This window comes from Pseudoalteromonas sp. PAST1, assembly GCF_021532515.1.
In the GTDB taxonomy this organism is placed as follows: Bacteria; Pseudomonadota; Gammaproteobacteria; order Enterobacterales; family Alteromonadaceae; genus Pseudoalteromonas; species Pseudoalteromonas simplex.
The window spans coordinates 49,649-65,023 of record NZ_JAKGBH010000006.1 but is presented as its reverse complement, the minus strand read 5'-3'; the positions used below and the strand labels follow the sequence as shown (position 1 = coordinate 65,023).

The 15,375-nt window shown below is 42.1% G+C and carries 16 protein-coding genes; 11 read left to right on the top strand and 5 right to left on the bottom strand.

Annotated features, from left to right (window positions below; genetic code table 11):
- Positions 1–3: 3 nt before the first annotated feature.
- Positions 4–1,218, bottom strand: coding sequence for an acetate kinase (locus L1272_RS04320; protein WP_199529922.1), 1,215 nt, complete (start codon positions 1,216–1,218; stop codon positions 4–6).
- 290 nt (positions 1,219–1,508) lie between these two features.
- Here L1272_RS04320 and yfbV point away from each other — a divergent pair, with 290 nt between their 5' ends.
- On the top strand, positions 1,509–1,955 hold the full coding sequence (yfbV, locus tag L1272_RS04315) for a terminus macrodomain insulation protein YfbV (protein WP_054552963.1): 447 nt from the start codon (positions 1,509–1,511) through the stop codon (positions 1,953–1,955).
- On the opposite strand, the gene L1272_RS04310 is transcribed toward yfbV, so the two are convergent.
- From L1272_RS04310 to xthA, 3 genes are read right to left on the bottom strand one after another with little or no spacing between them, the layout of a single operon-like run.
- On the bottom strand, positions 1,952–2,749 hold the full coding sequence (locus tag L1272_RS04310) for a putative RNA methyltransferase (RefSeq protein WP_235372841.1): 798 nt from the start codon (positions 2,747–2,749) through the stop codon (positions 1,952–1,954). The genes yfbV and L1272_RS04310 overlap by 4 nt on opposite strands.
- The gene (locus tag L1272_RS04305) at positions 2,746–3,396 is read right to left on the bottom strand and encodes an energy-coupling factor ABC transporter permease (RefSeq protein WP_235372840.1); all 651 of its coding nucleotides are present in this window, start codon (positions 3,394–3,396) and stop codon (positions 2,746–2,748) included. Before L1272_RS04305 ends, L1272_RS04310 begins: the two co-directional genes overlap by 4 nt.
- Complete coding sequence (xthA, locus tag L1272_RS04300) at positions 3,393–4,202, bottom strand: exodeoxyribonuclease III (RefSeq protein ID WP_054552965.1); 810 nt, start codon at positions 4,200–4,202, stop codon at positions 3,393–3,395. Before xthA ends, L1272_RS04305 begins: the two co-directional genes overlap by 4 nt.
- A gap of 243 nt (positions 4,203–4,445) precedes the next feature.
- Between xthA and L1272_RS04295 the strand changes: the two genes are divergently transcribed.
- From L1272_RS04295 to rluB, 4 genes are all read left to right on the top strand, one after another.
- Positions 4,446–4,877 (top strand): hypothetical protein, encoded by a 432-nt coding sequence (locus L1272_RS04295; RefSeq protein ID WP_054552966.1) that lies wholly within the window; start codon positions 4,446–4,448, stop codon positions 4,875–4,877.
- A 206-nt stretch (positions 4,878–5,083) separates the two neighbouring features.
- On the top strand, positions 5,084–5,605 hold the full coding sequence (locus L1272_RS04290) for an EF-hand domain-containing protein (protein WP_138600085.1): 522 nt from the start codon (positions 5,084–5,086) through the stop codon (positions 5,603–5,605).
- A 130-nt stretch (positions 5,606–5,735) separates the two neighbouring features.
- A complete protein-coding gene (gene scpB / locus L1272_RS04285; protein ID WP_054552968.1) occupies positions 5,736–6,326 on the top strand; it encodes an SMC-Scp complex subunit ScpB in 591 nt (196 codons plus the stop codon).
- A complete protein-coding gene (gene rluB / locus L1272_RS04280) occupies positions 6,323–7,195 on the top strand; it encodes a 23S rRNA pseudouridine(2605) synthase RluB (protein ID WP_063704647.1) in 873 nt (290 codons plus the stop codon). Before scpB ends, rluB begins: the two co-directional genes overlap by 4 nt.
- 101 nt (positions 7,196–7,296) lie before the next feature.
- Here rluB and ald read toward each other — a convergent pair whose 3' ends face one another.
- Positions 7,297–8,418 (bottom strand): alanine dehydrogenase, encoded by a 1,122-nt coding sequence (ald, locus tag L1272_RS04275; protein WP_054552970.1) that lies wholly within the window; start codon positions 8,416–8,418, stop codon positions 7,297–7,299.
- 142 nt (positions 8,419–8,560) lie between these two features.
- Here ald and lrp point away from each other — a divergent pair, with 142 nt between their 5' ends.
- The 6 genes from lrp to serS all read left to right on the top strand — a co-directional run bounded on the left by lrp (position 8,561) and on the right by serS (position 15,334).
- On the top strand, positions 8,561–9,040 hold the full coding sequence (lrp, locus tag L1272_RS04270; protein ID WP_054552971.1) for a leucine-responsive transcriptional regulator Lrp: 480 nt from the start codon (positions 8,561–8,563) through the stop codon (positions 9,038–9,040).
- 141 nt (positions 9,041–9,181) lie between these two features.
- Positions 9,182–11,674 (top strand): DNA translocase FtsK, encoded by a 2,493-nt coding sequence (locus L1272_RS04265; RefSeq protein ID WP_235372839.1) that lies wholly within the window; start codon positions 9,182–9,184, stop codon positions 11,672–11,674.
- The gene (lolA, locus tag L1272_RS04260; RefSeq protein WP_235372838.1) at positions 11,674–12,300 is read left to right on the top strand and encodes an outer membrane lipoprotein chaperone LolA; all 627 of its coding nucleotides are present in this window, start codon (positions 11,674–11,676) and stop codon (positions 12,298–12,300) included. The genes L1272_RS04265 and lolA overlap by 1 nt, the downstream gene beginning before the upstream one ends.
- A 3-nt stretch (positions 12,301–12,303) precedes the next feature.
- Positions 12,304–13,641 (top strand): replication-associated recombination protein A, encoded by a 1,338-nt coding sequence (locus L1272_RS04255; RefSeq protein WP_235372837.1) that lies wholly within the window; start codon positions 12,304–12,306, stop codon positions 13,639–13,641.
- The gene (gene crcB / locus L1272_RS04250) at positions 13,634–14,020 is read left to right on the top strand and encodes a fluoride efflux transporter CrcB (protein ID WP_082389253.1); all 387 of its coding nucleotides are present in this window, start codon (positions 13,634–13,636) and stop codon (positions 14,018–14,020) included. Before L1272_RS04255 ends, crcB begins: the two co-directional genes overlap by 8 nt.
- Before the next feature lie 9 nt (positions 14,021–14,029).
- Positions 14,030–15,334, top strand: coding sequence for a serine--tRNA ligase (gene serS, locus L1272_RS04245; RefSeq protein ID WP_054552975.1), 1,305 nt, complete (start codon positions 14,030–14,032; stop codon positions 15,332–15,334).
- The last annotated feature ends 41 nt before the right edge of the window (positions 15,335–15,375 follow it).

Here is a 15,375-nt window from a genome sequence, read left to right as displayed (position 1 = left end):
TACTTAACCCTCCTTTGCAATGCGGGCTGCATCGTTAGCAATAACCCATTCTTCGTTGGTCGGGATCACAAACGCTTTAGCATGCGTTTGGCCTTTTGAAATTAAGCCTTCTTTACCAAAACGTGCCGCTAAGTTTGCAGCTTCGTCACACTCAAGGCCTAAAAAGCCTAATTGGGTGATCACTTTGTCGCGAATGATATCTGAGTTTTCACCAATACCACCGGTGAAAATAAGCGCATCAAGGCGCTGCACAGGCACTAAGAATGCGGCGATTTGCTTTGCTAAGCGGTAGCAGAAAATATCGAGTGCAAGGTTCGCCTGCGGGTGGCCCTCAACGGCGGCTTCTTCAATAGTGCGACAATCATTTGATAGTTCACTAATACCTAACAGGCCACTTTGCTTATTAAGTAAGTCATCAATTTCTTGTACTGAATAATTTAGTTGCTGAGTTAAAAACGTGAATAAACCAGGGTCGATACTACCACTGCGGGTACCCATCACTAAGCCTTCAAGCGGTGTAAGGCCCATACTGGTATCAACACTCTTACCATCTTTAATCGCACATACCGAACAACCATTACCTAAATGTGCACTGATCACATTGGTTTGCTCGCGCTCTTTGCCTAATAATTTTGCAGCTTCACCTGCAACATAATAATGGCTTGTACCATGGAAGCCATAACGTCTTACACCATGCTCTTTATAAAGCGAGTAAGGTAGGGCGTATAAGTAAGCAATATTTGGCATGCTTTGGTGAAATGCTGTATCAAATACAGCAATTTGTGGCAGCGCTGAGAACGCTTGCTGTGCAGTACGAATGCCCAATAAGTTGGCTGGGTTATGAAGTGGAGCAAGTGCGGCTGTTTTTTCGATAGCTGCAAGTACATCATCGTCAATAAGCACAGATTCAGTGAAATGCTCACCACCGTGCACAACACGATGACCCACAGCAATTAAATTATCTGCAAGGCCTAGCTCATTAACAAGCTTCACAAGCTCAGCAATGGCTGCATCGTGGGCTTGGCCCTTTGCAAGCTCAATAAGTTGTTTTTCACCATTATATTTATATTTGATTGAAGGCGTGTCTGAGCCAAGGCGCTCAGCTAAACCAGAAATAACTTCGTCAGAAGTGGCGGCATCTAAAATGGCAAATTTTAAACTTGAACTACCACAGTTCAGTACTAAAACATGTTGTGGTGAGCAAAGGGGCGTCGACATAGCTAGGTCCTAAAAGTACGATATCAGTCAGTGTATATTAAGGCTTGATAATTAGAATTCTTTGCCAGTATAGTAAATAAGTATTTTGTTGCTACACTTAACAAAGCTAGGCTGTAATTATACTAAAGTCTGGTTGACTTAAGCCGATAACATTTTATCTCATTTAGACTTTAAACGTTAGTCTCCTAACCATTAATTTGGTATTAAAACTAGGACAGGTTTTGCAGGGATTGTATCCGGGAGTGTGTTACACTCGGTTGTGAAACAAGTTGAAAACCCTAGGAGTGATGATGCAAAAAGGTGTCATGTCACAAGTGCAAACAGGTCGTCAATACGCTAAAAAATGGCCGATGCGACAAGAGCTCGCTCCATTGTTTGCCGAATTTAGAGTGATCAAGGCCACTGATCTGGCAATTACAGTGATGCCAATTTTGGCAATGCTGACCGTATTTATGCAAGTGAATTACTTAGGTAGTGATTATTTTCCACAAGCTATCACTATCGCGCTTTTCTTTTTATCACTACCGCTTCAAGGTTTGTTGTGGCTAGGCCGCCGTGCAGAAACCCGTTTAGAGCCAGCAATGCTAAGTTGGTATACCGAGCTGCACAGTAAAATGAAGGCGCATGGTTATCAGTCACAGTTAACGACTGAAAAACCACGCTACACCGATTTAGCTCAATTATTAAAAGATATGTTCGAAAAAATGGATAAAGCCTTCACTAAAGAACACTTCTAATCGCGAACAAACTGGCTCACATAAAACGATAACGTTACTTTTTGTGGGCCTTGATGCTCAATCTGCTGCCAATGCTCCGGGCGAAACTTCCACGCAAACGGCGTCATCATAATTAAATGTTTAATCTCACCGACCGACAACAGCACCTGCTGTTCTAATAAATTTATCGACTCTTTGCTGAAGCCTGCTGGTGGTTCTATCTCTGTATGCGGTTTTACATCAGCATAAATAAACGCTTTTAACTCTTTAAGGTGCCAAGGGCCAGGACTTGCAACAATTAAACTAGCTTGCGGCTTGGCAAGGCGGGCAAGCTCTTGTGCAAATAAAGGGGCAAACACACTAACAAGCACATCAGCCTGCGCATCTGCAAAAGGGGCTTGGCTAATCGACGCGACACTAAAATGCGCATTTTCGTAGCGCTTAGCGGCGTATTTTACCGCGGGCTTAGAAATATCGACACCATATACATCGGCACTCGACTGCGCTGCTATAGCTTGAGTATAAAAACCTTCACCACAGCCTAAATCAATCACTGAACTTGGTTCGAGAGATGCCACTAACTCAGCTAAAGCCTGCTGTAAAAACAAATAGTGTCCGGCACTTAAAAAAGCGCGGCGAGCTTGCACCATTTCAAGATTATCGCCTGGTTGTTTAGACTTTTTATTTTGCACGGGAAGTAAATTGACATAACCCTCTTTGGCGATATCAAAACTGTGGTTGTTGTCACAACGGTAAGTTTTGTCGTTTAGAGTAAGTTCAAGTTTGCAAAGCGGGCAGTGATAGTGAAGACTCATGAGTCTAAATAGTCCTTATCATAAAAGGTTTTAACCCAATGAGGGCGATAGGTGATCATCAAGGTAATGGCCATGCCATTGAGCATTGCTTCAGGAAACCAAATTATGGCACACAGGATCAGATAGTTTTCTGAAATCTCAATAAAACTGTAATCACCAAGCAAGTAATAAAACACACCGCTGGTAAGTATTTTAATACAGGCGGTAACAGCAGCGGTTAAAAACGCGCATAAAAAGATATAAATAAAAAAGTGTCTCGGCAGGTAGCTATAGCAAAGCACAAAACACAAATAGCTCAATGTAATTGGTAAAAAAGCAGTAAACAATAAATGCACTGGCAGTATTGATACTGGCAACTGAGCGACTAATACCAAGAGTAAACTTGCAAGAAGGCTTGCAAAAATAGCCAGCCGCCAACCTAAAATTAGGGTCACTGCAGTAACCCCTAAAATATGCAATTCGAGGCCTGGCAATATCCCCGCTTTAATGCGCCACAGTACCGCAAGTACTAAAGCACATGCGAGCACACCCACTTGTCTTATTGGCGTTGCAAATAATTGTGATGCGCTTTGCTTATCAAAGCTGAGCCAAAGTATTAGAGCCACACAGCTCCACAAAGGGAGCTGCCATTGCAATGTGTCTATCATGCGTTAAATGTTGACCAAATTGGCGCATGATCAGATGGTTTTTCGATACCACGCAATTCGTAATCGATACCAGACTCAACACAACGCTCAGCAAGAGCTGGAGTTGCTAAGATCACATCAATACGTAGACCACGGTTGTCATCAAAACCTTTTGAGCGGTAATCAAACCACGAGTATTGCTCAGTTTTTTCTGGGTAAAGTTCACGGAAGGTATCTTTAAAGCCCCAGTTTAATAACGTGCTTAACCATTCACGCTCTTCAGGTTGGAAAGAACACTTACCTGTTTTTAACCAGCGCTTACGGTTTGGTTCACCAATACCAATGTCGAGATCGGTCGGTGAAATATTAATGTCGCCCATCACAATAACATCTTGCTCTGGCGTGTGGTTATCTTCTAAGTGAGTCATTAAATCTTTATAGAATTGACGCTTATAAGGGAATTTGGTTTCGTGGGCAATATTATCCCCTTGCGGGAAGTAGCCATTCATCACCGTTAGGTCACGACCATTTTCTTGTGTCACGGTAACACTGATCATACGACGCTGTGATTCGTCGGTATCGGTTGCAAAGCCTTTAACTACTGATTTCGGCTCTTGTTTACATAACATAGCCACGCCGTAATGCGCTTTTTGACCGTGAAAATAAACGTGATAACCCATTTTTTGCACATCTTCGAGAGGGAAGGCCTCATCATGTACTTTGATTTCTTGTAAGCCAATAATATCTGGTTGATGTTTATCAATTACGGCTTGCAATTGGTGTAAACGAGCGCGCAGGCCGTTAATGTTAAATGAGATTACCTTCATGGTGCACCTATTATTTTTGTTTCAGTGTTTAGCGCAATTCTATCATCAAACTAGGGCTTATTCATGAGCTAATTACGAAAATCAAATTGGGTAAATGTTGATCAATTGCTGCTTAATTTAAAAACATTGTTAACTCACTATTAATTATTAAATTAAATAAATAATTCAGTTGATCTGCTTATTTTTGTTTATATAATGCGCGCAAACCACCCGTTCATATTATGTACTATTTAAAGGTAAACCATGAAAAAACAATTAGTGATGCTTTCTCTTGCATGTATCTCATTTGGCTCATTAGCAAGCAACCCGCACTACTTTTCAGCTGATAACAGTATTGAATCGAAGTTATGTAGCTTAAGTGCAAACGAAGGGTTTACCGCTGCACGTAAAGAAGCAGCAAAGCATGGCATTTCAATGTCACGTTTTTCAAAAAGCATTTTATGTAACGGTACTGACATTCGTGAAATTGCAAAAAAAGCACAATCACAAGAAGTAGCAAAAGCAGCGATTGAAGTGTTTGCTAAAAATGAGCAAAAAGAAACTCAACTTTGCATCACTGCACTTAAAAAAGGTTTAACACCTGTGCGTGAAAAAATTGGCAACTTAAACACGTTAAAATGTAATGGCGAAGCAGTAACAGACTTCGTTAAGCGTTACCAAAACGCAGCTATCTAATAGCGGTATTTTTGTTATTTGTAAAAAGCGCTCTTCGGAGCGCTTTTTTTATGAAAAAATTACAGCAACCTATGAAAAGCTTGCTAAATCATAGGCTTAACAGTAACTTAACTAGATTGTAAGTGTTTGATTTTAGTCAATAAGGCATTTTGGCATTCAACTTGAAATAGTCTAATTGAATCTAATCTACTACAAGGAAATGTCTTATGAAAAAGTTAACTTTAGCATCTACAATTTTAGCAGCACTAAGTCTTTCAGCATGTTCTGCAAGTAACTCTTTAGCAAAAATCGACAGCGATTTTGGCAGTCTAGATAATGACAATGACGGCTATATCTCTAAGGTAGAAGCTGACGATGATGCAATTTGGGAGCATTTTTCAAACATCGATACCAATATGGACGAGCAAATCAGCCGTACTGAATTTAATGCATACATGCAATTAAATACAGGCAAGGTGGCAGCTGATAGTGAGGTATCTGAATCAGCATTTAAAGCTGAAATCGCTAAATTTGACCCAATCGAAAATGACTTTAAATCGTTAGATAACGACAAAAATGGTTATGTTTCAATTGAAGAAGCTGATGACGACGATATCGCAAATCACTTTGGCTATATGGATAGCAACAAAGATAAGCGTATAAGCCGCACTGAGTTTGTTAATTACATTAGCAAATATGGCAGCGACGTTGCCGAAGATGATGCCCTTGAAATGGTTAAAAATAGCTAATTTCAAAATTCATTTATAAATATCCCCCAAAGCCAGTGTTTTACACTGGCTTTTTTACAATAATTTTTCCAACCTTGGCCGACTTCTGTCATAATAGAGCGTTAGTGATTTAAAATGACCTTTAGTAGCAATGGCCACAAAACGTATCAGTGATGAACAGTTAGTCGAAATCATAGAAGCCGCGATTTTTGTTGCTGGAAAACCTGTGTCTAAACGTCATTTAAAAGAGACAGTATTAGCTGATTTAAGCGTATCTATGCCGCGCATTAATAATGCAATTGAACAAATTCAAACGCATTATCAAACCCGAGGCATTAAGCTTGTTGCAGTAGGCAGCGGTTACAGGTTTCAAGCCTGCGCTAGTTTAGCGCCTTGGCTGGCAAACTTATGGCAAGAGCGCGCACCTAAATACTCACGAGCACTACTAGAAACGTTATCCTTGATTGCCTATAGACAACCTATTACCCGTGGTGAAATTGAACAAGTACGGGGGGTCGCTGTTGGCTCAGGAATAATTAAAACCTTATTAGAAAGAGAGTGGGTTAGAGTTGTTGGCCATAAAGAGGTGCCCGGGCGCCCAGCGTTGTATGCCACAACATCCGCTTTCTTAGATTATTTTTCATTAGCTGGTTTAGATGAATTACCGCCGTTACCTGAACTTCAGGAGAGTAAAATCAACCAGCTATTGAGCGATCCTTCTGTGAGAGAACTATCTGAATGAGTAATGTAGAAACTGAAAAGTTACAAAAAGTATTAGCCCGTGCTGGCGTGGGTTCACGTCGTGAAATGGAAAAATACATCGATGCCAACCGCGTGAGCGTGAATGGTAAAGTGGCTCGTTTAGGCGACCGCGTAGAAGCAACCGATGTAATTCGTGTTGACGGTCACGTAGTGAAAATCGAAGACAAAGCCGACCGTATTTGTCGTGTGCTTATGTATAACAAACCAGAAGGTGAGTTATGTACGCGTAAAGACCCAGAAGGTCGTCGTACGGTATTTGACCGTTTACCACGTGTTGATGGCGAACGCTGGATTGCAGTTGGCCGATTAGATATTAATACCGCAGGTTTAATGCTGTTTACTAACGATGGTGAACTTGCTAACCGTTTAATGCACCCAAGCTACGAAGTAGAGCGTGAGTACTCAGCTCGTGTGTTTGGTGAAGTGACTAACGAAACGCTACGCACTCTAACAAAAGGCGTTGAGCTTGATGATGGTCCTGCGAAATTCTTAAACATCAAACCTATGGGTGGTGAAGGTATCAACCGTTGGTTCAATGTGACTTTAACAGAAGGTCGTAACCGCGAAGTACGTCGTTTATGGCAATCACAAGATGTTGAAGTATCGCGTCTTATCCGTATTCGTTACGGTAAGTTAGAGCTTGATAAGCGCTTGCCACAAGGTGGTTGGGCTGAACTTGATTTAGACACGGTTAACTATTTACGCAAAACAGTACAACTAGGCCGCGAAACGCAAACTAAGCTGTCGGTTATTCCTGAAAAGCGTAAAGACAAACGTGCCAAAATTAACCAAATCCGTAAGGCGGTTAAAAAGCACAATCAACGCGCTAAACAAACTAAGCGTCGTTAATCAGAAATATAATTGTTTGCAGATAAACTAATTTATTTGCAAACAGGCATAAAAAAAGCAGCGATTTCGCTGCTTTTTTTGTTTCACAATGCTAATTCTTATTAAGCATTTTCAACTGCTGTACGTGGGTCAACATATTCCATGTTGAAAGCTTCAGCTACTTCTTTATAAGTAACTTGGCCTTTGATCACGTTTAAGCCTTTTAAGAAGTTTGCATCGTCAAGAAGCGCTTTCTTATAGCCTTTGTTAGCAAGGTTGATGATGAACGGTAATGTTGCATTGTTAAGTGCGAACGTAGAAGTACGTGGAACAGCACCTGGCATGTTAGCAACACAGTAGTGAACAACGTCATCAACGATGTAAGTAGGATCAGCGTGAGTTGTCGCCTTAGAAGTTGCGATACAACCACCTTGGTCGATTGCAACGTCAACGATTGCAGAACCAGGCTTCATTGCTTTGATGTGCTCAGCTGTTACTAGTTTAGGCGCTGCTGCACCTGGGATTAGTACGCCACCGATCACAAGGTCAGCTTCTAGTACGTGTTTTTCTAGTGCATCAGCAGTAGAGTAGATAGCTTTAACTTTATTACCGAACTGTGCGTCTAATGCACGTAGTACGTCGATGTTACGGTCAAGAACAACAACGTCAGCACCTAGGCCAACAGCCATTTGCGCTGCGCTACGACCAACCATGCCGCCGCCGATAACAACAACTTTAGCTGGCTCAACACCTGGTACACCACCAAGTAACATACCACGGCCGTGGTTTGATTTTTCAAGCGCTTGTGCACCAGCTTGAATAGACATACGACCAGCAACTTCACTCATAGGAGCAAGAAGAGGTAAACCGCCACGTGAATCAGTTACTGTTTCGTAAGCGATACACACTGCGCCACTTTTAACTAGGTCTTCAGTTTGTGGAAGATCCGGTGCTAAGTGAAGGTAAGTAAATAGAATTTGGTCTTCGCGTAACATTGCACGCTCAACAGCTTGTGGCTCTTTTACTTTAACGATCATTTCAGCTTTAGCAAAAACGTCTGCTGCTGTAGGTAAAATTTCAGCACCAGCTGCAACATAATCTTCGTTAGTGAAGCCAATGCCCATACCAGCATCAGTTTCAACAAACACTTGGTGGCCATGGTTTACTAGTTCACGAACACTCGCAGGAACCATACCTACACGGTATTCATGGTTTTTGATTTCTTTAGGTACACCAATAATCATAGTTTTTCGCCTTAATAGAACGGGATAAAATTTTTGACTATTATATTCATGACCAGCCAGTGTGTCTCACCTTTTTTAAGTGCTATTCTAGTGATATAATCTAAAAATATATTTTAAACAGTGCAAAACTCTGGTTTGGCTTATGCATCAATTACTCGACAGAATAGACCGTAAAATTTTAATGGAATTACAGCTCGATGGTCGGATCTCTAACGTAGAGCTGGCAAGGCGTGTAGGATTAAGTGCCACCCCTTGTTTGGAACGGGTAAAAAAGCTCGAAAGAGAGGGCTATATACTCGGATATAAAGCAGTAGTGGATCCTGCTAAGCTTGGCCAAGGTTTGTCGGTTTATGTAGAAGTCACTATCACCAAAACCTCACCAGATGTTTTTGAAGAATTTAACGCTGCGGTTAAAAAGCACGACGAAATAATCGAATGCCATCTCGTGTCGGGTAATTTCGACTTTCTATTAAAAACACGTGTAAATGATATGTCGGAATATCGAAATGTACTGGGTGATATTCTACTAAAACTACCAAATGTCAGTGAAAGCCGAACTTATGTGGTAATGGAAGAAGTAAAAGGTGAAGAAGGGGTCATTATTCGCCCATATATTGCCTAAACTGTTAAAATATACATTGAGTAACAAAAACTTGTTCATTATCAGTCCATCAAGGCTAAGATAAAGTGCATCAAACGGCATTTCCTGCTAAGGTATTTCACTGCTAATCGATCAGTAAAGAATAATAAGGAATAGGGAGCTATGCGCCTAAATGGTGTTCAAAGACTGTTAGAAACGGGGCTAATCATCAGCACCTTTGCTGCAGTATTTATTTTATGTGCATTAATCAGTTTTGATCCTGCGGACCCTTCATGGTCGCAAACCGGTGAATTTGTTAATGTTAAGAATATTACCGGCACAGCGGGAGCTTGGGTTGCAGATATCCTATTACTCACTTTTGGCTGGCTTGCTTATTTAGTGCCTGTTGCTATTCAATTGTTCGGTTATTTATTGTTTAAACAGCCACACCGTATTTTCCAGCTTGATTACACCACGCTTGCCTTACGTGTTATTGGTTTTGCGTTGTTTATTACTTCAGCTACAGCTATCAGCAGCATTAATTTTGATGATATTTATAACTTCTCATCTGGTGGGGTAGTGGGGGATGTTATTGCGACAGCAATGATGCCTACCTTTAATTTTACCGGCACCTCAATTTTACTACTGTGTTTTTTCTTTGCTGGTTTAACCCTATTAACCGGTATTTCGTGGGTGCAATTTGTCGATTTTGTCGGCAAGTGGGTAATGAAAGCATTTTACTTTTTACGTGAGCAATTTTCTGCTTGGTTACATCGTGAAAAAGAAGCTGTTAAAAATATTGCCACGACAGAGCCAGACGCTAACTTTGTTGAGCCAGAAAACGAACCAGCAATTAGCTTTAATGACGATGATGTAGAAGCACCAAAGCCTACCAAGCCTAAGCAAAAGCCTGCTGAAAAAGCCGATGATGACTTTAAAGGCTTTGATGAGCTAGACGATATTCTTGACCAAGAAATTGGCTTTAGTGCCCTTGATGATGAATCATTCGATACCGTATCGGCACTGAATGCGCTTGATCAGAGCCCAGTTGTTGAGCCAGAAAAACCTGTTACAACGGTTGTTTCGCCTGCGCGCCCTATGCCTAAACCAAAACCTGCGTACCAGCCACCGCCAACGGCAAAAGAAAAGTTTGAAGCACTGCTTGAAGAGCAGCCGCCTGCAAACCCGTTACCATCACTTGATTTACTAGACCGCCCAGATAAAGCGAAAAACCCATTATCTCAAGAAGAGCTTGATGGAATCTCGCGTTTAGTTGAAACCAAATTACTTGATTTTAACATTCAAGCTGCGGTTGTGGGTGTGTACCCAGGTCCGGTTGTAACACGCTTTGAGCTTGATTTAGCGCCGGGTATTAAAGTAGCTAAAATCACTGGCTTAGCGAAAGATTTAGCACGTTCGCTGTCTGCTGTAAGCGTACGTGTGGTAGAAGTTATTCCGGGTAAAACTTATGTTGGTTTAGAGCTGCCTAACAAACACCGTGAAATTGTGCGCTTAAGTGAAGTTATTAACGCGCCTAAGTTCGAATCAAACCCATCACCACTGACTATGGTGTTAGGTAAAGACATTGCTGGCGAGCCGGTATGTGCTGACCTTGGCAAAATGCCACATTTACTTGTTGCGGGTACCACAGGTTCAGGTAAGTCAGTGGGCGTTAATGTAATGATATTAAGCTTACTGTACAAATCGGGCCCTGATGATGTTCGTATGATCATGATCGACCCGAAAATGCTTGAACTTTCTGTGTACGAAGGCATCCCACATTTATTATGTGAAGTTGTTACCGACATGAAAGAAGCAGCCAATGCATTGCGTTGGTGTGTAGGCGAAATGGAACGTCGTTATAAGCTGATGTCGGCACTTGGGGTGCGTAACTTAAAAGGTTACAACCAAAAAGTATTGGATGCCAAAGAAGCGGGTCAACCGATTCTAGATCCACTGTTTAAAGACACTGACGGCATGGCCGATGGCCCTGAAGAGCTAGATAAACTGCCAAGTATTGTGGTGGTTATTGACGAATTTGCCGACATGATGATGATCGTGGGTAAAAAAGTGGAAGAGCTGATTGCACGTATCGCGCAAAAAGCCCGTGCTGCAGGCATTCACTTAGTGCTAGCAACACAGCGCCCATCGGTTGACGTAATTACCGGTTTGATTAAAGCGAATATTCCAACCCGTATGGCGTTCCAAGTTTCAAGTAAAATTGACTCGCGTACCATTTTAGATCAACAAGGTGCTGAAAACTTACTTGGTATGGGTGACATGCTTTACTTACCGCCGGGTACCAGTGTACCAGTGCGTGTGCATGGCGCGTTTGTTGACGACCACGAAGTACATGCGGTTGTAGACGATTGGAAAAAACGTGGTAAACCAAATTATATTGATGAAATTTTAAGTGGCGATGCCACAGAAGAAATTTTACTACCAGGAGAAACCAGTGAAGACGGTGATGAAGAGTCAGATCCGCTTTACGATGAAGCAGTATCATTTGTAATTGAAACCGGCAAAGTGTCGGTATCGAGTGTACAGCGTAAGCTTCGTGTAGGTTATAACCGCGCAGCACGCTTAGTTGAACAAATGGAAACATCAGGCATTGTTAGCGCACCAGGACATAACGGTGCCCGCGAAGTCTTAGTGCCAAATGGTGGAGCAAATTAATGAAAAAAATTAAATACCTAGCCCTAATTATGGGTTGTTTATTAAGCGGTCAAAGTTTTGCAGACGACAGCGAAGCGTTGCAACAGCAACTGGCTGCGATTAAAAGTTTTAAAGCAGAGTTTTCACAGCAGGTTACCGATTCGCAAGGCGAAGCTATCATGCAAGGTGAGGGGAATATTGCCCTTCAGCAGCCTATGATGATCCGTTGGCAACAGCAAAGCCCAGACGATACCTTGTTTGTATCAAATGGCGATAAAACGTATTACTTCGACAGCTTTGCTGAGCAAGTAACGATTATGAATACCCACAGCCTGATTGATTCAACACCGTTTGTATTGCTGACCTCAAAAGATCCAGAGCAGTGGGCTAAATACCAAGTTGTGGCAACTGATGCAGGTTTTAGCGTCACGCCAAACAAAGGCGTTGAGAGCCAAGTTGAAAAGTTAGACATTAGCTTTAACGCTAAAGAACAAGGTCTAGCATCACTGACAGTATTAGATACCTCTGGTCAGCAGTCTTTATTTACCTTTAAAGATGCCAAAGTAAACCAAGCACTGGCAGCTAAAACCTTTGAATTTACAATTCCTGAGGGCGTTGAAGTTGACGACCAAAGCCAAGGTGATTAAGGCTTGAGTAACCTCGGATTTAATTTTGGTCCTGATGTGCGCCCACTTGCGGCGCGCATGCGACCTGAAACACTTAATGACTACATAGGTCAGCAGCACCTTTTAAGCCCCGATAAACCTCTTTACCAAGCGATTCTTGCAGGTCGATGCCACAGTCTTATTTTGTGGGGGCCGCCAGGCGTTGGTAAAACCACCTTAGCGCAGATTATTGCAAACCATGCCGATGCCAGCCTTATTCAAATGTCGGCGGTTACAGCAGGTGTTAAAGATATTCGTGAGGCTGTAAGTGAAGCAAAAGCAAACCTTGCCGGGCGAGGGCAACGCACCTTATTGTTTGTTGACGAAGTGCACCGCTTTAATAAATCTCAGCAAGATGCATTCTTACCACATATCGAAGACGGTACTTTTATTTTTGTTGGCGCGACCACCGAAAACCCATCATTTGCACTTAATAACGCGATACTGTCTCGTGCTCGTGTATATGTTTTAAAAGGACTTGAGCAAACTGATTTATTTAACGTAATTGAGCGCGCCTTACGTGAAGACGTAGAGCTTAGCCAAAAACACATAGACATTGCCGATAACGCTAAACAAGCGCTTTGCCAAGCAAGTGATGGCGATGCGCGTAAAGTGCTGAACCTTTTAGAACAAGCGGTTGATTTAACTACGGAGCAGCAGGGCAAATACTTTGTTGATCAACATGTTTTAAGCCAAGTTTTACCAACTCACTTAGCCAAGTACGACAAAGGCGGTGATGAGTTTTATGACTTGATTTCAGCGTTTCATAAGTCAGTGCGAGGTAGTTCACCTGATGGCGCTTTATATTGGTATTGCCGTATTTTAGCTGGGGGTGGCGACCCACTTTATGTGGCTCGGCGTTTATTAGCGATTGCTACAGAAGATATTGGCAATGCTGACCCGCGAGCAATGGAAGTGGCACTCAATGCGTGGGATATTTTTCAACGTGTAGGCCCAAGTGAAGGTGAGCGTGCTATTGCACAAGCCACCATATACTTAGCCAGTGCCCCGAAAAGTAACGCTGTGTATATGGCGTTTAATCAAGCAATGCAAGATGCTAAAAATGAGCCGAGCCACCCGGTGCCAGAGCATCTACGCAATGCACCAACCAGCTTAATGAAAGACTTAGGTTATGGCGCTGAATATCGTTATGCACACAATGAGGAAGGTGCATTTGCTGCAGGCGAAAAGTATTTCCCTGAGGCAATTAATGATCGCCAGTATTACTTCCCAACCGACCGCGGGCTTGAACAAAAAATAAAACAAAAGCTGGACTATTTAACTCAGCGTAACGAGCAAAGTGATATTAAACGCTATGAATAGCTTGAAACTTTACATGATGATTGCAATGGGTGGCGCTTCAGGGGCATGTTTACGCTATTTTCTTAGCGAAACCATGCTAAAACTGCTCGGTAGGGGATTCCCTTTTGGCACGTTGACAGTTAATATTCTTGGTTCATTGTTAATGGGCATTTTATACGGCTTGATTGAAAAAGAAATAATCGCTGTTAGCCCCGCTAAAACCTTAATTGGTATTGGCTTTTTAGGTGCATTGACCACCTTTTCAACATTCTCAATGGATTCGTTGTTGCTCTTGCAACAAGGTCACTTTTTTAAAATGGCCCTCAATATCACCTTAAACGTGGTGGTGTGTATATTTATGGCTTGGCTGGGCCTTCAGCTGGTAATGCAAAAAGGTTAAAAATCGAACATGTTAGATTCTAAATATTTACGTCAAGATATCGAACAAGCGGCTGCACGTTTAGCATCACGCGGTTACGAACTTGATACTGCAGCGGTAACTGCACTTGAAGAAAAACGCAAAACATTACAAGTAAAAACGCAAGAACTTCAAAGCGAGCGTAATGCAAGTTCCAAAGCTATCGGCCAAGCAAAAGCGAAAGGCGAGCACGAAAAAGCACAACAGCTGCTTGATTCAGTAAGTAATCTTGGCGATCAACTAGACAGCGTAAAAGCAGAGCAAGACGCAGTACTTGAAGAGCTTAAGCAAATTGCACTTGCTATTCCAAACTTACCTGATGAGTCTGTTCCTGTAGGTGAAGACGAAGATCAAAACGTTGAAATCTCAACCTGGGGTACGCCTAAGTCATACGACTTTGAAGTAAAAGATCACGTTGATGTTGGTCAAGACGTAAACGGCCTAGACTTTGAAATGGGCGTTAAAATCAGTGGCGCACGTTTTACTGTTATGCGCGGTCAAGTTGCACGTATGCACCGTGCTCTTACGCAGTTCATGCTTGATACGCACACAGAGCAAAACGGCTATACAGAAATGTATGTGCCTTACCTTGTTAATAGCGCAAGCTTATACGGCACAAGCCAATTACCTAAGTTTGCTGGTGACTTATTCCACACATTAGGTTTAGTGGATGACGACGGTCAGCAACAACCTGGTTTTAGCTTAATTCCTACAGCTGAAGTACCGCTTACGAACAGTGCTCGCGACGAAATTTACGACGAAAGCGACTTACCAATTCGTTTAACCGCACATACACCTTGTTTCCGCAGTGAAGCCGGTAGCTATGGCCGTGATACACGTGGTCTTATTCGTCAGCACCAATTCGACAAAGTTGAATTAGTACAACTAGTAAAACCAGAAGATTCAATGCAAGCGCTAGAAGAGCTAACAGGCCATGCTGAGCAAATCTTACAAGCATTAGAACTTCCATACCGTAAAGTGATTTTATGTACGGGTGATATGGGCTTTGGTGCAGCAAAAACTTACGATTTAGAAGTATGGTTACCTGCACAAAACACTTATCGTGAAATCTCATCATGTTCTAACATGGTTGATTTCCAAGCACGTCGTATGCAAGCGCGTTTCCGTCGTCAAGGCGAGAAAAAGCCAGAGCTACTTCATACACTAAATGGTTCAGGTTTAGCGGTTGGTCGTACACTGGTAGCAATCTTAGAGAACTACCAACAAGCAGACGGCTCGATTGTTGTACCAGAAGTATTACGCCCTTACATGGGTGGCTTAGAAGTTATTAAATAACGTTTAAGTTAATAACGTTTTAAAAACCGTATTTTGATCAG

What these genes read in the sequence shown, in the direction of transcription:
- L1272_RS04320 (WP_199529922.1), bottom strand. Translation starts at nt 1,218, where the DNA reads ATGTCGACGCCCCTTTGCTCACCACAACATGTTTTAGTACTGAACTGT.
- yfbV (WP_054552963.1), top strand. Translation starts at nt 1,509, where the DNA reads ATGCAAAAAGGTGTCATGTCACAAGTGCAAACAGGTCGTCAATACGCT.
- L1272_RS04310 (WP_235372841.1), bottom strand. Translation starts at nt 2,749, where the DNA reads ATGAGTCTTCACTATCACTGCCCGCTTTGCAAACTTGAACTTACTCTA.
- L1272_RS04305 (WP_235372840.1), bottom strand. Translation starts at nt 3,396, where the DNA reads ATGATAGACACATTGCAATGGCAGCTCCCTTTGTGGAGCTGTGTGGCT.
- xthA (WP_054552965.1), bottom strand. Translation starts at nt 4,202, where the DNA reads ATGAAGGTAATCTCATTTAACATTAACGGCCTGCGCGCTCGTTTACAC.
- L1272_RS04295 (WP_054552966.1), top strand. Translation starts at nt 4,446, where the DNA reads ATGAAAAAACAATTAGTGATGCTTTCTCTTGCATGTATCTCATTTGGC.
- L1272_RS04290 (WP_138600085.1), top strand. Translation starts at nt 5,084, where the DNA reads ATGAAAAAGTTAACTTTAGCATCTACAATTTTAGCAGCACTAAGTCTT.
- scpB (WP_054552968.1), top strand. Translation starts at nt 5,736, where the DNA reads ATGGCCACAAAACGTATCAGTGATGAACAGTTAGTCGAAATCATAGAA.
- rluB (WP_063704647.1), top strand. Translation starts at nt 6,323, where the DNA reads ATGAGTAATGTAGAAACTGAAAAGTTACAAAAAGTATTAGCCCGTGCT.
- ald (WP_054552970.1), bottom strand. Translation starts at nt 8,418, where the DNA reads ATGATTATTGGTGTACCTAAAGAAATCAAAAACCATGAATACCGTGTA.
- lrp (WP_054552971.1), top strand. Translation starts at nt 8,561, where the DNA reads ATGCATCAATTACTCGACAGAATAGACCGTAAAATTTTAATGGAATTA.
- L1272_RS04265 (WP_235372839.1), top strand. Translation starts at nt 9,182, where the DNA reads ATGCGCCTAAATGGTGTTCAAAGACTGTTAGAAACGGGGCTAATCATC.
- lolA (WP_235372838.1), top strand. Translation starts at nt 11,674, where the DNA reads ATGAAAAAAATTAAATACCTAGCCCTAATTATGGGTTGTTTATTAAGC.
- crcB (WP_082389253.1), top strand. Translation starts at nt 13,634, where the DNA reads ATGAATAGCTTGAAACTTTACATGATGATTGCAATGGGTGGCGCTTCA.
- serS (WP_054552975.1), top strand. Translation starts at nt 14,030, where the DNA reads ATGTTAGATTCTAAATATTTACGTCAAGATATCGAACAAGCGGCTGCA.